This is a genomic window from Lysobacter sp. DMC104 (assembly GCF_056313665.1).
Genome location: NZ_JBQUZW010000002.1, coordinates 21,481 through 35,493, shown reverse-complemented (window position 1 = coordinate 35,493; position 14,013 = coordinate 21,481). Strand labels below are relative to the sequence as shown.

Annotated in this window: 23 protein-coding genes; 17 read left to right on the top strand and 6 right to left on the bottom strand. The window is 67.2% G+C overall.

Features of this window, described 5'->3' with window-relative positions; all coding sequences use genetic code 11:
• Positions 1 to 14 precede the first annotated feature (14 nt).
• The 17 genes from rplX to ACT53R_RS02925 all read left to right on the top strand — a co-directional run bounded on the left by rplX (position 15) and on the right by ACT53R_RS02925 (position 11,073).
• Complete coding sequence (gene rplX, locus ACT53R_RS03005) at positions 15 to 329, top strand: 50S ribosomal protein L24 (RefSeq protein WP_476170367.1); 315 nt, start codon at positions 15 to 17, stop codon at positions 327 to 329.
• 11 nt (positions 330 to 340) lie between these two features.
• A complete protein-coding gene (gene rplE / locus ACT53R_RS03000; RefSeq protein WP_345303000.1) occupies positions 341 to 883 on the top strand; it encodes a 50S ribosomal protein L5 in 543 nt (180 codons plus the stop codon).
• Positions 884 to 900: 17 nt separating this feature from the next.
• Positions 901 to 1,206: a 30S ribosomal protein S14 gene (gene rpsN / locus ACT53R_RS02995; protein ID WP_476170366.1), complete on the top strand. Its 306-nt coding sequence runs from the start codon at positions 901 to 903 to the stop codon at positions 1,204 to 1,206.
• Between the two features lie 206 nt (positions 1,207 to 1,412).
• Positions 1,413 to 1,808, top strand: coding sequence for a 30S ribosomal protein S8 (gene rpsH, locus ACT53R_RS02990; protein WP_476170365.1), 396 nt, complete (start codon positions 1,413 to 1,415; stop codon positions 1,806 to 1,808).
• A 13-nt stretch (positions 1,809 to 1,821) separates the two neighbouring features.
• On the top strand, positions 1,822 to 2,349 hold the full coding sequence (gene rplF, locus ACT53R_RS02985) for a 50S ribosomal protein L6 (protein ID WP_476170364.1): 528 nt from the start codon (positions 1,822 to 1,824) through the stop codon (positions 2,347 to 2,349).
• A 57-nt stretch (positions 2,350 to 2,406) separates the two neighbouring features.
• The gene (rplR, locus tag ACT53R_RS02980; RefSeq protein WP_476170363.1) at positions 2,407 to 2,760 is read left to right on the top strand and encodes a 50S ribosomal protein L18; all 354 of its coding nucleotides are present in this window, start codon (positions 2,407 to 2,409) and stop codon (positions 2,758 to 2,760) included.
• 188 nt (positions 2,761 to 2,948) lie between these two features.
• Complete coding sequence (rpsE, locus tag ACT53R_RS02975) at positions 2,949 to 3,488, top strand: 30S ribosomal protein S5 (RefSeq protein ID WP_476170362.1); 540 nt, start codon at positions 2,949 to 2,951, stop codon at positions 3,486 to 3,488.
• Positions 3,481 to 3,663, top strand: coding sequence for a 50S ribosomal protein L30 (gene rpmD, locus ACT53R_RS02970; protein ID WP_476170361.1), 183 nt, complete (start codon positions 3,481 to 3,483; stop codon positions 3,661 to 3,663). Before rpsE ends, rpmD begins: the two co-directional genes overlap by 8 nt.
• 4 nt (positions 3,664 to 3,667) lie before the next feature.
• Positions 3,668 to 4,102: a 50S ribosomal protein L15 gene (gene rplO / locus ACT53R_RS02965; RefSeq protein ID WP_476170360.1), complete on the top strand. Its 435-nt coding sequence runs from the start codon at positions 3,668 to 3,670 to the stop codon at positions 4,100 to 4,102.
• 7 nt (positions 4,103 to 4,109) lie between these two features.
• Positions 4,110 to 5,465 carry a preprotein translocase subunit SecY gene (gene secY, locus ACT53R_RS02960; protein ID WP_476170359.1) on the top strand — a complete coding sequence of 452 codons (1,356 nt, stop codon included), beginning with the start codon at positions 4,110 to 4,112 and terminating at the stop codon, positions 5,463 to 5,465.
• A 419-nt stretch (positions 5,466 to 5,884) separates the two neighbouring features.
• The gene (rpsM, locus tag ACT53R_RS02955) at positions 5,885 to 6,241 is read left to right on the top strand and encodes a 30S ribosomal protein S13 (protein ID WP_476170358.1); all 357 of its coding nucleotides are present in this window, start codon (positions 5,885 to 5,887) and stop codon (positions 6,239 to 6,241) included.
• 12 nt (positions 6,242 to 6,253) lie between these two features.
• Positions 6,254 to 6,646 carry a 30S ribosomal protein S11 gene (rpsK, locus tag ACT53R_RS02950; protein ID WP_476170357.1) on the top strand — a complete coding sequence of 131 codons (393 nt, stop codon included), beginning with the start codon at positions 6,254 to 6,256 and terminating at the stop codon, positions 6,644 to 6,646.
• Positions 6,647 to 6,674: 28 nt separating this feature from the next.
• Complete coding sequence (gene rpsD, locus ACT53R_RS02945; RefSeq protein ID WP_476170356.1) at positions 6,675 to 7,301, top strand: 30S ribosomal protein S4; 627 nt, start codon at positions 6,675 to 6,677, stop codon at positions 7,299 to 7,301.
• A 155-nt stretch (positions 7,302 to 7,456) separates the two neighbouring features.
• Entirely contained in the window at positions 7,457 to 8,455 is a 999-nt protein-coding gene (locus ACT53R_RS02940) for a DNA-directed RNA polymerase subunit alpha (protein WP_476170355.1), read from the top strand.
• Positions 8,456 to 8,521: 66 nt separating this feature from the next.
• Positions 8,522 to 8,893 carry a 50S ribosomal protein L17 gene (gene rplQ / locus ACT53R_RS02935; RefSeq protein ID WP_476170354.1) on the top strand — a complete coding sequence of 124 codons (372 nt, stop codon included), beginning with the start codon at positions 8,522 to 8,524 and terminating at the stop codon, positions 8,891 to 8,893.
• 208 nt (positions 8,894 to 9,101) lie between these two features.
• Positions 9,102 to 9,614, top strand: a complete 513-nt coding sequence (locus tag ACT53R_RS02930) for a disulfide bond formation protein B (protein ID WP_476170353.1) — start codon at positions 9,102 to 9,104, stop codon at positions 9,612 to 9,614.
• A 64-nt stretch (positions 9,615 to 9,678) separates the two neighbouring features.
• On the top strand, positions 9,679 to 11,073 hold the full coding sequence (locus ACT53R_RS02925) for a class II 3-deoxy-7-phosphoheptulonate synthase (RefSeq protein WP_476170352.1): 1,395 nt from the start codon (positions 9,679 to 9,681) through the stop codon (positions 11,071 to 11,073).
• Between the two features lie 46 nt (positions 11,074 to 11,119).
• Here ACT53R_RS02925 and ACT53R_RS02920 read toward each other — a convergent pair whose 3' ends face one another.
• The 6 genes from ACT53R_RS02920 to cydB form a co-directional block, all read right to left on the bottom strand.
• A complete protein-coding gene (locus ACT53R_RS02920) occupies positions 11,120 to 11,365 on the bottom strand; it encodes a hypothetical protein (RefSeq protein WP_476170351.1) in 246 nt (81 codons plus the stop codon).
• Between the two features lie 143 nt (positions 11,366 to 11,508).
• Positions 11,509 to 11,976, bottom strand: coding sequence for a hypothetical protein (locus tag ACT53R_RS02915; protein ID WP_476170350.1), 468 nt, complete (start codon positions 11,974 to 11,976; stop codon positions 11,509 to 11,511).
• A gap of 51 nt (positions 11,977 to 12,027) precedes the next feature.
• Entirely contained in the window at positions 12,028 to 12,333 is a 306-nt protein-coding gene (locus ACT53R_RS02910; protein ID WP_476170349.1) for a cyd operon YbgE family protein, read from the bottom strand.
• Entirely contained in the window at positions 12,299 to 12,442 is a 144-nt protein-coding gene (gene cydX, locus ACT53R_RS02905; protein ID WP_476170348.1) for a cytochrome bd-I oxidase subunit CydX, read from the bottom strand. Before cydX ends, ACT53R_RS02910 begins: the two co-directional genes overlap by 35 nt.
• 12 nt (positions 12,443 to 12,454) lie before the next feature.
• On the bottom strand, positions 12,455 to 12,859 hold the full coding sequence (locus ACT53R_RS02900) for a NifB/NifX family molybdenum-iron cluster-binding protein (RefSeq protein WP_476170347.1): 405 nt from the start codon (positions 12,857 to 12,859) through the stop codon (positions 12,455 to 12,457).
• 7 nt (positions 12,860 to 12,866) lie between these two features.
• A complete protein-coding gene (gene cydB, locus ACT53R_RS02895) occupies positions 12,867 to 14,009 on the bottom strand; it encodes a cytochrome d ubiquinol oxidase subunit II (protein ID WP_476170346.1) in 1,143 nt (380 codons plus the stop codon).
• Positions 14,010 to 14,013 lie beyond the last annotated feature (4 nt).

Sequence of the window (14,013 nt, the reverse complement as noted above, 5' to 3'; positions counted from 1 at the left end):
GCGGAGGAGCCCACATGAATCGCATCAAGAAGGGCGACCGCGTGGTCGTCATCGCCGGCAAGGACAAGGGCAAGCAGGGCGACGTGGTGAGCATCCACGGCGACCGCGTGGTGGTGGCCAACATCAACATGGTCAAGCGCCACACCAAGCCCAATCCTCAGGCCGGCCAGCCCGGCGGTGTGATCGAGCGCGAAGGCGCGATCCACATTTCCAACGTCATGCTGTTCAACCCTGCCTCCGGCAAGGGCGAGCGCATCGGTATCAAGAAGCTGGAGGATGGACGCAAACTGCGTGTGTTCCGCTCCAGCGGTGAGGCGGTTGACGCCTGAGGAATGCAGAAATGACGACTCGTCTGGAACAGTTCTACAAGGATGAAGTGGTGCCGAAGCTGATGAAGCAGTTCGGCTACACCAATCCGATGGAAGTGCCGAAGCTGGTGAAGATCACGCTGAACATGGGCGTGGGCGAAGCCGCGGCGAACAAGAAGGTGCTCGAGAACGCCGTGGCCGACATGGCCAAGATCTCCGGCCAGAAGCCGGTGGTCACCAAGGCGCGCGTTTCGGTGGCCTCGTTCAAGATCCGCGACGGCTGGCCGATCGGCTGCAAGGTCACCCTGCGTCGCGCCAAGATGTTCGAGTTTCTCGATCGCCTGGTGAACATCTCGCTGCCCCGCGTCCGCGACTTCCGCGGCGTCTCGGGCCGCGCGTTCGACGGTCGCGGCAACTACAACATGGGCGTGAAGGAACAGATCATCTTCCCGGAAATCGACTTCGACCAGGTCGATGCGCTCCGCGGCATGGACATCGCCATCACGACCACGGCCAAGACCGATGCCGAGGCCAAGGCGCTCCTCGAAGCCTTCCGCTTCCCCTTCCGCAACTGATCCCGGGACACGACGCAATGGCCAAGACCTCGATGGTGAACCGCGAAACGAAGCGGGCCAAGCTGGCGAAGAAGTTCGCCGCCAAGCGCGAAGCGCTGAAGAAGATCATCAACAGCCAGGACGGCGACTTCGACGAGAAGATGGCGGCCGCCGCCAAGCTCCAGAAGCTGCCGCGCGACTCCTCGCCGAGCCGCCAGACCCTGCGCTGCGCCCTGACCGGCCGTCCGCGCGGTGTCTACCGCAAGTTCGGTCTGGGCCGCAACAAGCTGCGCGAAGCCACCATGCGCGGCGACGTGCCGGGCCTGCGCAAGGCCAGCTGGTAAGCAGCCCCTTCGGGCTGCTAGACTAGGCGGCTGCTGAAAGGCAACGCCACCGCAGGCCGGCTCGTCCGGCCTGCTGCCGTCTCCGACGGCATGCTCCGACGCGACATGTCCCGCAAGGGACGCCCGCCGGGTCCCCGGGCCCGACGTCACAACCCAAGACAGATTTCGCGAAAGCGGATATCGGTGCTACTCATAGGTGAATTGCAATGAGCATGACTGATCCCATCGCCGACATGCTGGTCCGCATCAAGAATGCGGCCGCGGTCGGCAAGCAGACGGTGAAGATGCCGTCGTCCAAGATCAAGGTCGCCATCGCCAAGGTCCTGAAGGACGAAGGCTACATCGGCGACGTGCGCGTGACCGAGAACGGCGCCAAGGCCGAACTCGAGATCGTCCTGAAGTATTTCGAAGGCAAGCCCGTCATCGAGCGCCTGCATCGCGTGTCGCGTTCCGGCTTGCGCCAGTACCGCGGCAAGGACGCGCTGCCCAAGGTCCTCGGTGGCCTCGGTGTCGCCATCATTTCCACCTCCAAGGGCATCATGACCGATGCGCAGGCGCGGCAACAGGGCGTCGGCGGCGAGGTCCTGTGCTTCGTGGCGTAAGGAGAACAGACCCATGTCCCGCGTCGCCAAGAAGCCCATCGCCCTGCCCAAGGGCGTCGAATTCACCGTCAATGCCGACAACGTGAGCGTCAAGGGCCCGAAGGGCACCCTGTCGATCGCCAAGCCGGCCGGCATCGAAATCTCCGTCGAGAACGGCACCGCCCAGCTCTCGGCCAACGATGCGATGCTGGTCCCGCTGACCGGCACCCTCCGCGCCATCCTCTCGAACATGGTCCACGGCGTCAGCCAGGGCTTCGAGCGCAAGCTCGAGCTCGTCGGCGTCGGTTACCGCGCCTCGATGCAGGGCAAGGACCTGAGCCTCGCGCTCGGTTTCTCGCACCCGGTCGTGTTCCCCGCGCCGGAAGGCATCACCATCGCCACGCCGACCCAGACCGAGATCCTGGTCTCGGGTGCGGACAAGCAGCGCGTCGGTGAAGTCGCCGCCAAGATCCGCGCGTTCCGTCCGCCGGAACCCTACAAGGGCAAGGGCGTGAAGTACTCCGACGAAACCATCATTCGCAAGGAAGCCAAGAAGGCCTAATGCCCGGCGGCGCCGATGGCGCCTCCGTCGCACCCTTCAGCTTCCGAGGACACCGCAATGGAAAAGAAAATCGCCCGCCTGCGTCGCGCCAAGTCGACCCGTGCGCACATCCGCGAACTCGGCGTGCCGCGCCTGTCAGTGCTGCGCACCGGCCAGCACATCTACGCCCAGGTCTTCACCGCCGATGGTTCGAAGGTGCTGGCTGCGGCCAACACCCAGCAGGCCGACGTGCGCGACGGCCTGAAGAACGGCAAGAACGCCGATGCCGCCGCCAAGGTCGGTCGCCTGATCGCCGAGAAGGCCAAGGCCGCCGGCGTCGAGAAGGTCGCGTTCGACCGCTCGGGCTACCGCTACCACGGTCGCATCAAGGCGCTTGCTGAAGCGGCCCGCGAAGGCGGTCTGCAGTTCTGATCTTCATCGGGCGGGCCTCGTCCCGCCCCGCGGAACTCCGTCCGGGCCGCATGGTCTAGACGGGTTCCCGGCTGCCGGCACGGTCTGTGCCGGGCGCGCCCTCCGGTTCCGGTTCGCGCGATCCACCCGAGTCGCATCACAACCATAAGCGGCGCAGCCGCAAATCCCATACACAACCGAGAACCGAAATGGCAGAACAACGTGAACCGCGGGGCCGCGATCGCGATCGCAACCGCGAAGAAGTCGACGATGGCATGATCGAGAAGCTGATCGCGGTCAACCGCGTCAGCAAGACCGTCAAGGGCGGTCGCCAGTTCACCTTCACCGCGCTGACGGTGGTGGGCGACGGCAACGGCAAGGTCGGCTTCGGCTACGGCAAGGCGCGCGAAGTGCCGGTCGCCATCCAGAAGTCGATGGAATACGCCCGCAAGAACATGAGCAACGTCGATTTGAACAACGGCACGCTCTGGCACGCGGTGAAGTCGGGCCACGGCGCGGCGCATGTGTTCATGCAGCCGGCCTCCGAAGGTACCGGCGTGATCGCCGGCGGCGCGATGCGCGCCGTGCTCGAAGCGGTCGGCGTGAAGAACGTGCTGGCCAAGGCCACCGGTTCGCGCAACCCGATCAACCTGGTCCGCGCCACCGTGAAGGGCCTGGAAGCCATGCAGTCGCCGGCCCGCATCGCGGCCAAGCGCGGCAAGAAGGCGGAGGAGATCCTCAATGGCTAATGGCACCATCAAGGTCCGCCTGGTCAAGGGCCTCCGCGGGACCCAGTCGCGTCACCGCCTGTCGGTGAAGGCGCTCGGTCTGAACAAGCTCAATGACGTGCGCGAATTGAAGGACAGCCCGCAGGTGCGCGGTCTGATCACCCAGCTGCACTATCTGGTTCGCGTCGAGGAGTAATCACATGCGTCTCAACACTCTCAAGCCCGCCGACGGCGCCCGCAAGGAGCGCGTCCGCGTCGGTCGCGGCATCGGTTCCGGCCTCGGCAAGACCGCGGGTCGCGGCCACAAGGGTTCGTTCGCGCGCGCCGGCAAGGGCAAGATCAAGGCCGGCTTCGAAGGCGGCCAGATGCCGATGCAGCGTCGTCTGCCGAAGATCGGCTTCCGTTCGCCGATCGCGAAGGACACCGCTGAAGTGCTGCTGTACCAGCTGGACAAGCTGGACGGCACGATCGACTTCGCCGCGCTCCGCGCCGCCAAGCTGGTGCCGACCACCGCGAAGAAGGCCAAGATCGTGAAGAAGGGCGAGCTGACCAAGAAGCTCGTGATCAAGGGCATCGCGGCCACCGCGGGCGCCAAGGCGGCGATCGAAGCCGCCGGCGGCTCCGTCGAGGAGTGATCGAAGCATGGCGCGCAGCGCGAGTGCGATGAGCGGGATCGGTGGCGGCCTCGGCAAGTTCACCGAGCTGAGGCAGCGTCTGCTGTTCGTGCTCGGGGCCCTGCTGGTGTACCGGATCGGGTGCTACATCCCGGTTCCGGGCGTCAACCCCGAGGCGATGCTGAAGCTGATGGAGTCCCAGAAGGGCACCATCGTCGACATGTTCAACATGTTCTCGGGCGGCGCGCTGCACCGCTTCAGCCTGTTCGCGCTGAACGTCGTGCCGTACATCTCGGCTTCGATCATCGTCCAGTTGCTGGTGCAGATCGTGCCCAGCCTGAAGGCGATCCAGAAGGAAGGCGAGTCCGGTCGCCGCCGCATCAACCAGTGGTCGCGCATCGGCGCGATCCCGCTGGCGGTGTTCCAGGCGGCCGGCATCGCCAGCGGCCTGCAGGCCATGGGTGCCAGCAACGGCATCCCGGTCGTCTACGCCGGCGGCATCGGCTTCACGCTGACCGCCGTCGTCTCGCTGACCGCAGGCACCATGTTCCTGATGTGGCTCGGCGAGCAGATCACCGAGCGTGGCGTCGGCAACGGCGTGTCGCTGATCATCTTCTCCGGCATCGTCGCCGGTCTGCCGAGCGCGACGTACCGCACGCTCGAACAGGCCAGCAATGGTGACATGAGCCCACTGGCGGTCATCGCGATCCTCGCGATCGTCATGGTCTTCACGTACTTCGTGGTGTTCGTCGAACGCGGCCAGCGCCGCATCACGGTGAACTACGCGCGTCGCCAGGGCGGCCGCAACGCGTACATGAACCAGACGTCGTTCCTGCCGCTCAAGCTCAACATGTCGGGTGTGATCCCGGCGATCTTCGCGTCGTCGATCATCATGTTCCCGGCCACGGCATCGACGTGGTTCAGTGCCACCGGCAACGTCAGTGCCCTGCAGAAAGTGGCGCAGATGCTGTCGCCGGGCGAGCCGCTGTACATGATCCTCTACGCGGCCCTGATCATCGGTTTCTCCTTCTTCTACACCGCGCTGGTCTTCAATTCCCAGGAGACCGCGGACAACCTGAAGAAGTCCGGCGCGCTGATCCCGGGCATCCGTCCCGGCAAGGCCACTGCCGATTACATCGACGGCGTGCTGACTCGCCTCACCGGCGCCGGTGCGCTCTACCTCGTGATCGTCTGCCTCTTGCCGACGTTCATGCAGCAGGAACTCAAGGCCTCCTTCTACTTCGGCGGCACCTCGCTGCTGATCGTGGTGGTGGTCGTGATGGATTTCATCGCCCAGATCCAGGCTCATCTGATGTCGCATCAGTACGAGAGCCTGCTGAAAAAGGCGAATCTGAAGGGCGGCAACCGGGGTCTCACCCGGTAAGTCGCGCTGGGGCGGTCCGCCGCTCCGCATCGATGTCGACGGCCTTCTTGGCTCCGACATCACCCGCCATGGCCTTCGGTCATGGCGTTTCCCCGGTCGGAAACCGGGGCATGGGCGACCCGCGCGGCGGTCTCGAGCGTGGGTGGGCCGGAGCCGGTGCCGACACCTGAGGAGTGTCGGACGGCGGGGCAGGGCGTCGATAGACGGACTGCATCGCCAGCTTCGGGTCCATCGCCGGAGCATGGGCACTCTCCCCATGCCGGAAGGGTCGCCACGGTCCGCAAGGGCCGAGGCGATGCATGGCTTTGGCTGCGCGCCCCTTCCCTGTAGATCGAGGCCCTGCTAGAATTTCGAGTTCACTTAGTCAAGTGTCCAATCCGCTGGGGAAACCCGGCCGCCAATCAGTTGGAGATCCGCGCATGGCGCGTATTGCAGGTGTCAACCTGCCTGCCCAGAAGCACGTCTGGGTCGGGCTGCAAAGCATCTACGGCATCGGCCGTACCCGTTCGAAGCTGGTCTGCCAGGCTGCCGCCGTGGCTTCGAACACCAAGATCCGCGACCTGTCCGAAGCCGAGGTCGAGCGCCTCCGTGCCGAAGTGGGCAAGTACACGGTGGAGGGTGACCTCCGCCGCGAGGTCGGCATCGCCATCAAGCGCCTGATGGACCTCGGTTGCTACCGCGGCCTCCGCCATCGCCGCGGCCTGCCGCTGCGCGGCCAGCGCACCCGGACCAATGCCCGTACCCGCAAGGGTCCGCGCAAGGCCATCAAGAAGTAAGGGGCATAGACCATGGCCAAGCCGGCTGCCACCAAGACCAAGAAGAAGATCAAGCGCGTCGTCACCGACGGCATCGCCCACGTGCACGCGTCCTTCAACAACACCATCGTGACCATCACCGACCGCCAGGGCAACGCGCTGTCGTGGGCGACCTCGGGCGGCGCGGGCTTCCGCGGCTCGCGCAAGTCGACCCCGTTCGCCGCGCAGGTCGCCGCCGAGAAAGCGGGCAAGGCTGCGCTGGACTACGGCCTGAAGGCGCTCGAAGTGCGCATCAAGGGCCCGGGTCCGGGTCGCGAATCGGCCGTGCGTTCGCTGAACGCCGTCGGCTACAAGATCACCAACATCATCGACGTGACGCCCATCCCGCACAACGGGTGCCGTCCGCCGAAGAAGCGCCGCGTCTGACGCGGCGGCCTGAGGAGCAGACAACACCATGGCTCGTTATATCGGTCCCACCTGCAAACTGGCTCGTCGCGAAGGCGCCGATCTCAGTCTCAAGTCGCCCGCCCGCGCGCTGGACTCGAAGTGCAAGCTCGAGCAGAAGCCCGGCCAGCACGGCGCCGCCCGCAAGGGCAAGCTGTCCGACTACGCCACCCAGCTGCGCGAGAAGCAGAAGGTCAAGCGCATCTACGGCCTGCTGGAGCGCCAGTTCCGCAACTACTACAAGAAGGCCTCGACCAAGAAGGGCAACACCGGCGAGAACCTGCTGCAGATGCTCGAGACCCGTCTCGACAACGTCATCTACCGCATGGGCTTCGCGGTGACCCGTCCGGCCGCCCGCCAGCTGGTCTCGCACCGTGGCGTGCTGGTCAACGGCAAGTCGGTGAACCTGCCGTCGTACCAGGTCAAGGCCGGCGACGCGATCACGCTGTCCGAAAAGGCCCAGAAGCAGCTCCGCGTCCAGGAAGCGCTCAACGTCGCTTCGACGATGGACCTGACCCCGGGCTGGATCGAAGTCAACAGCAAGACCTTCAGCGGCGTGTTCAAGGCCGTGCCGGATCGTGGCGACCTGCCCGCCGACATCAACGAAGCGCTGATCGTCGAGCTGTACTCGAAGTAAGACTAGGCGATGCGCCTCCGGGCCTCCCGGTGGCGCGGTTTTCCGCCCCCCACGGCCGTCGTGCTCTGCATGGCGGCCGCCTCCCATGTCAGGGAGGCCCACAGAAACACCGCCGTCGCCGCGAGGCGTCGGCTGGCTCCAGGAGACACCACAAGATGACGGTATCCGCCAACCAGGTTCTGCGTCCGCGCGCTCCGCAGATCGAGCGCCTTGCCGGCAACCGCGCCAAGGTTGTGATCGAACCGCTGGAGCGCGGTTACGGCCATACGCTGGGCAACGCGCTGCGCCGCGTGTTGCTGTCCTCGATCCCCGGCTACGCCATCACCGAGGTCGAGATCGACGGCGTGCTGCATGAGTACACCACGGTCGAAGGCCTGCAGGAAGACGTGCTGGAAGTGCTGTTGAACCTCAAGGACGTCGCGATCCGCATGGGCACCGGCGAATCCGCCACGCTGAGCCTGGCCAAGCAGGGCCCGGGCACCGTGACTGCCGCCGACATCAAGACCGACCACAACGTCGAGATCCTCAATCCCGGCCACGTGATCGCCCACCTCACCAAGGATGCGGCGCTGAACATGCGCCTGAAGATCGAGCGTGGTTTCGGCTACCAGCCGGCCGCTGCCCGCCGTCGCCCCGACGAGGAAACCCGCGCCATCGGCCGCCTGATGCTGGATGCCAGCTTCTCGCCGGTCCGTCGCGTGGCGTATGAAGTCGAAGCCGCGCGCGTCGAACAGCGCACCGACCTCGACAAGCTCGTCCTCGACATCGAGACCAACGGCACGATCGACGCCGAAGAAGCCGTCCGCACCGCGGCCGACATCCTCACCGACCAGCTGTCCGTGTTCGGCGACTTCACGCACCGCGACCGCGGTGCCGCCAAGCCGGCCGCCACGGGCGTGGACCCGATCCTGCTGCGTCCGATCGACGATCTGGAACTCACGGTGCGTTCGGCCAATTGCCTCAAGGCCGAGAGCATCTACTACGTCGGCGATCTGATCCAGAAGACCGAGGTCGAGCTGCTGAAGACCCCCAACCTCGGCAAGAAGTCGCTGACCGAGATCAAGGAAGTCCTCGCCCAGCGCGGTCTCTCGCTCGGCATGAAGCTCGAGAACTGGCCGCCGGCCGGCATTGCCGCGCACGGCATGCTGGGCTGAGCGATCCCCGTACCGAATTGAATCGACGCCGGCACGCGATGTCGGCCTGAACCAGGAACCACGACCATGCGTCACCAGAAGTCCGGCCGCAAATTCAGCCGCACCAGCGCCCACCGCGAAGCGATGTTCCGCAACATGGCGGCGTCGCTCATCAAGCACGGCCTGATCCGTACCACCCTGCCGAAGGCGAAGGAACTCCGTCGCGTCGCCGAGCCGCTCATCACGCTCGCCAAGACCGATGGCGTCGCCAACCGCCGCCTCGCCTTCTCGCGTCTGCGCGACAAGGAAGCCGTCGGCACGCTGTTCACCATGCTGGGCCCGCGTTACCGCGAGCGTCCGGGCGGCTATCTGCGCATCCTCAAGTGCGGCTTCCGCGACGGCGACAATGCGCCGATGGCGTACGTCGAGCTGGTCGATCGCCCCGAAGCCGCGGCCTGATCGCGCCACGCCGGTCGCGCGATCGCACGGCCGGCCGCCGCGTCAGGGCGATGCCCGATGCGTCACCCGAAAACCCCGGCCCGTGCCGGGGTTTTTGCTATCTTCGGACCGATGATCCATGCCGGCGGCGAGCGTGATGCCGCGTCCCGCGGAACCCGCGCCGCCGTCTCCGGTCCTTCCTGAACACCCCTCTGCCCGAATCCTTCGCATGCGCCCGAATCCTTTCGCCTGGTCCTTCCGCCTGCAGTTCCTGTTCGGGTTCCTGCTGTGCGCGTCGTTCATCGGCTTCGCGATCTTCTCCCAGTTCCAGTGGGGCCTGAATCCCTGCCCGCTGTGCATCTTCCAGCGCATCGCCTACGCAGGGCTGGGCGTGGCCTTCCTCCTGGGCGGCCTGCATGCGCCCAAGGGCAGGCTTGGCCGCCGGCTCTACGGTCTGCTGGCGCTGATTCCCGGGGGTATCGGCATCGCGATCGGCGCCAGGCATGTCTGGCTGACCCATCTGCCGGCCGACCAGGTGCCGGAATGCGGCCCGCCGCTGCAGTTCATGATGGAAACGAACCCGCTGACGGACGTCATCCGCAAGGTGTTGACCGGGTCCGGCGAATGCGCGAAGGTCGACTGGACCTTCCTCGGCCTGTCGATGCCGGCGTGGAGCCTGCTGTGGTTCATCGTGCTCACGTTGTGGGCGCTGTACGCCGCATTCCGCCCGCGCCAGGCCTGACCATCGCGCCGTTTCGTCGCTTCTTCTTGCCGTTCCTCCCACGATCACCCCACGGATCGCCCCCATGACCCGCCCCGAACCGCTCCAGGCCGTCCCGGCTCCGCCGCCCGGATGGTCACCATCGGCCTGGCGACAACGCCAGGCCCTGCAGCAACCCCGGTACACCGATGCGGACGCCCTCGAAGGCGTCCTCAACGAGTTGCACGCGCTGCCGCCGCTCGTCACCTCACGCGAGGTGATGAACCTCCGCCAGCAGATCGCCGAGGCGCAGGAGGGCAAGCGCTTCCTGCTGCAGGGCGGCGACTGCGCCGAGATCTTCAGCGACTGCACGCCCGAGGTGATCTCCAATCGCCTCAAGGTGCTGCTGCAGATGAGCCTGGTGCTGGTCCACGGCCTGCGCCTGCCGGTGGTCCGCGTCGGCCGTTTCGCCGGCCAGTACGCCAAACCGCGTTCGGCCGACACCGAGACCAAGGACGGCGCCACGCTGCCGAGCTACCGCGGCGACCTGGTCAACGGCCCCGAATTCACCGCCGACGCCCGCGAGCCCGACCCGCGCCGCATGATCAAGGGCCATGCGCGTTCGGCGATGACGATGAACTTCATCCGCGCGCTGATCGACGACGGCTTCGCCGACCTGCACCACCCCGAATACTGGAACCTCAGCTGGGTCGGCCATTCGCCGCTGGCCGCGGAGTACCAGACGATGGTCGCCGGCATCGGCGACGCCGTGCGCTTCATGGAGACGCTGTCCGGCGAATCCATCCACAACCTGCGCAGCGTCGAGTTCTACACCTCGCACGAAGCGCTGCTGCTGCCGTACGAAGAGGGCGTGACCCGTCAGGTGCCGCGCCAGCCGGGTTGGTTCAACCTCGGCACCCACTTCCCGTGGATCGGCATGCGCACGGCCGCGGTCGACGGCGCCCACGTCGAATACTTCCGCGGCATCCGCAACCCGATCGCGATCAAGCTCGGCCCGTCGGTCACGCCGGACCAGTTGCTGCGCCTGATCGATGTGCTGAACCCGAACGACGAACCGGGCCGCCTCAGTCTGATCCATCGCATGAGTGCTGCGTCGATCGGCGAGAAGCTGCCTCCGCTGCTGGAGGCGATGAAGCGCGACGGCCGCCGCGTGCTGTGGATCTGCGATCCGATGCACGGCAACACCGAGTCGACCGCGAACGGCTACAAGACCCGCCGCTTCGAGAACATCCGCAGCGAACTGGAGCAGGCGTTCGAGATCCACGCCGCGGTCGGCACCCGCCTCGGCGGCGCGCACCTGGAGCTGACCGGCGAGGACGTCACCGAATGCACCGGCGGTGCGCGCGAGCTGACCGAGACCGACCTGGAACGCGCCTACCGCACCACGGTCGATCCGCGCCTGAACTACGAGCAGGCGCTGGAGATCGCGATGCTGATCGTGCGCAAGCAGGCGCAGTTGAACGCACCCGCGAAGCTCTGACGCCCGACGTCCGACACGCGCCGCCGCCTGCCGGCGGTGCGTGCGCTCAGGCTGGTGCGGAGCAGGCCGCGCAGGCGCAGTCGTTCGACCAGATGCCGGCCCAGCGCCGCGTCATGGCGCATGTCTCAGCAATCACACGCATGTCCCGGTCTGCCTGAGCGGTCAGGACGGCGACATCGCGTGCCAGGTCGGGATCACGGCGCGGGCCGTGCTGCGGATCCCGGGCAAACTGGACGCGGGCGGGGTGCTCACCCGTGAACGGGAAGGGCGACGCAATCGCGATCGCGTGCATGCCGAGGTGCTGCTGCAGCCACCTCTGGAGGCGCGCATTGCCGGGTCGGGGGCAGGAATCTGCCGGCGATGGTCGGCGGCGCCACGATGCCATCGCCGGCCGCCGAAGACGCGTGACGGCCGGGGAGGGCCGCGGTCACGTGCTCAGTCCGCGGGGCGTTCCTCGATGCGATATGTCGCATGGCAGGCGGTGCACTGCGCTATCACTGAGGACAGGTGCCGGAGCGCGGCGTCCTTGCGCCGCTCGCCGCGGGCCTCCTCGGCGATGGTGCCGTAGCTCTGGTGCATCGGCCGCGCCAGATCGAACCAGGTCGGCGGCAGATGCGCGCGGAACCCCGGCGGGCCGGCAGGGTGGCGTTGCGGGCCCGGGCGCTGCGTGTCGGCCAGCCCGGCCACCGCGTTCCAGTCGTCCGCGGCCAGCGCGGACACCAGCCCCTGCACGGTGATGAGCTGGCCACGCATCTCGGTGCGCAAGGCCGCGGCGTCGGCCGGCGACAGCGGGATGGCGATGCGTGCGTCGGCCGCCGCCGGCGATTCGGTTGGGGCGGCAGCGGCCAAGCCGACCGCCGTCAGGCAGGACAGGACGATCGAAACCGGCACTTGCGAACGCATCTCGTGACTCCTTTTCGATGGATGACGGGCGTTGCGCGTGCGACCGCAATGTCACGCGGCCCAACGTAGCGCCGCGTACGACACCAGGCCGATCGCGCAGGCCCAGCCCGACAACAGCCAACGCGGCACGGGATGCCGCGGCACGAATCCCACGCCGCGCACGAAACCCGCAGCCATCGCCCACAGCAGCAGCGTGGCCAGGCCGTGGTCGGCCTTGCCTGCGGCGTTCGCCATCACCGCGGGCAGAGCGGTGCCGACGAGCATGATGGCCAGCGCGACCAGCAGCGCCGGCACGTGCATGCGCGCCGGCGCCGGCGCGGCATCAGTCCTGGACGTCGTGTCCATGATGGTCTGCATGATCTGTCTCCGGTTGCTGGCGGTTCTCCTCGTGCTCGCCCCACATGGCGTTGAGGATGGACAGCAGCACGGCGAAGCCGACGCCGAGAATCCACGCGAAATACCACATCGGTTCTCTCCTTCAGGGTTCGTGCGACGCGCCGCCGCAGCGGCCGCGCCCGCAGCCGCAGGCGTGCGCGCCGGCGTGCGATTCGCGGGGCGCGACGACGGGCAGGGTGCCCGTCATCCACGCGGCGATGGCCTGGTCCGGCAGCAGTACGTCGGTGATGACGAGCTGCACGCCGTGCCGCGCCAGCCGGGACACCAGCCCCGGGCCGGCGCCGGCGGTGATGAGGACATCGACGTCCTGCAAGGCGGGCGGCAGGGCGTCGGCGGAGGCGTGCAGGGTGTCCTCGCGGCCGAGCGAACGGTGTTCCCACTCGCCGACGGTGCCGCCATCCAGCCGCCGCACCATGAAGTGCCGGCATCGCCCGGCATGCGAGGTGATCTGGCTGCGGTTCTGCGTGGTGAAGGCGATCGTGACCATGGCCGCCTCAGTACGCCGAATGTTCGTTGGCGCGGATCTGCGCGACGGTGACCTTGCCGCGCATCACCCGGTAGGCCCAGCTGGTGTAGAAGACGATGATCGGCATGAAGATCACCACGGCCCAGAACATCAGCCCGAGGGTCAGGTGGCTGGAGGTGCTGTCCCAGACCGTCAGGCTGGCGCCGGGATGGGTGGAGGACGGCATCACGAACGGGAACAGCGCCGCGCCCGCGGTGCCGATCACGCCGACGATCGACAGCGACGACAGCACGAACGCGGTCAGCGTCCGCCCTGTGCGCACCTGCCAGACCGCGAGCAGCGCGCCGACGATGCCCAGCACCGGCAGCAGCCAGATCAGCGGCTGGCGATCGTAGTTCGCCCACCACGCGTCGGCGCTGCGGACCACGGTCTTGGCCAGCGGGTCGGGCAGGGCGTCGGTCGCAGGCATCGACGTGATCGCGTAGCCCTCGATCCCGCCGAAGCGCAGCCACAGCCCGGCGCCGACGAACGCGGCCACCATCACCAGCGCCGCGATGGACGCCGCGCGGAGGGTGCGACGCTGCACGTCGCCTTCCGTGCGGTGGGCGAGGTACATGCCGCCGTGCATCGTGATCATCGCGCTGGACACCACGCCGACCAGCAGCGCGAACGGATTGAGCAGCGCCCAGAAGCTGCCGGTGTAGGTCGAGACCAGGGCATCGTCGAAGCCGAACGGCACGCCCTGGAACAGGTTGCCGAAGGCCACGCCGAAGATCAGCGGCGGCACCGCGCCGCCGACGAACAGGCCCCAGTCCCAGGTGCTCCGCCACGTGGCGTTGTGGATCTTGCTGCGGTAGTCGAAGCCCACCGGCCGGAAGAACAGCGCCCACAGCACCGCCAGCATCGCCCAGTAGAAGCCGCTGAAGGCGGTGGCGTAGACCAGCGGCCACGCGGCGAAGATCGCGCCGCCGCCGGTGATGAACCACACCTGGTTGCCGTCCCAGTGCGGGCCGACGGTGTTGATGACGACACGGCGTTCGTCGTCGTTTTTGCCCACGAACGGCAGCAGCGTGCCGACGCCCATGTCGTGGCCGTCCATGATGGCGAAGCCCACCAGGAGCACGCCGACCAGCAGCCACCAGATCAGTTTCAGGGTCGTGTAGTCGAGCATGACG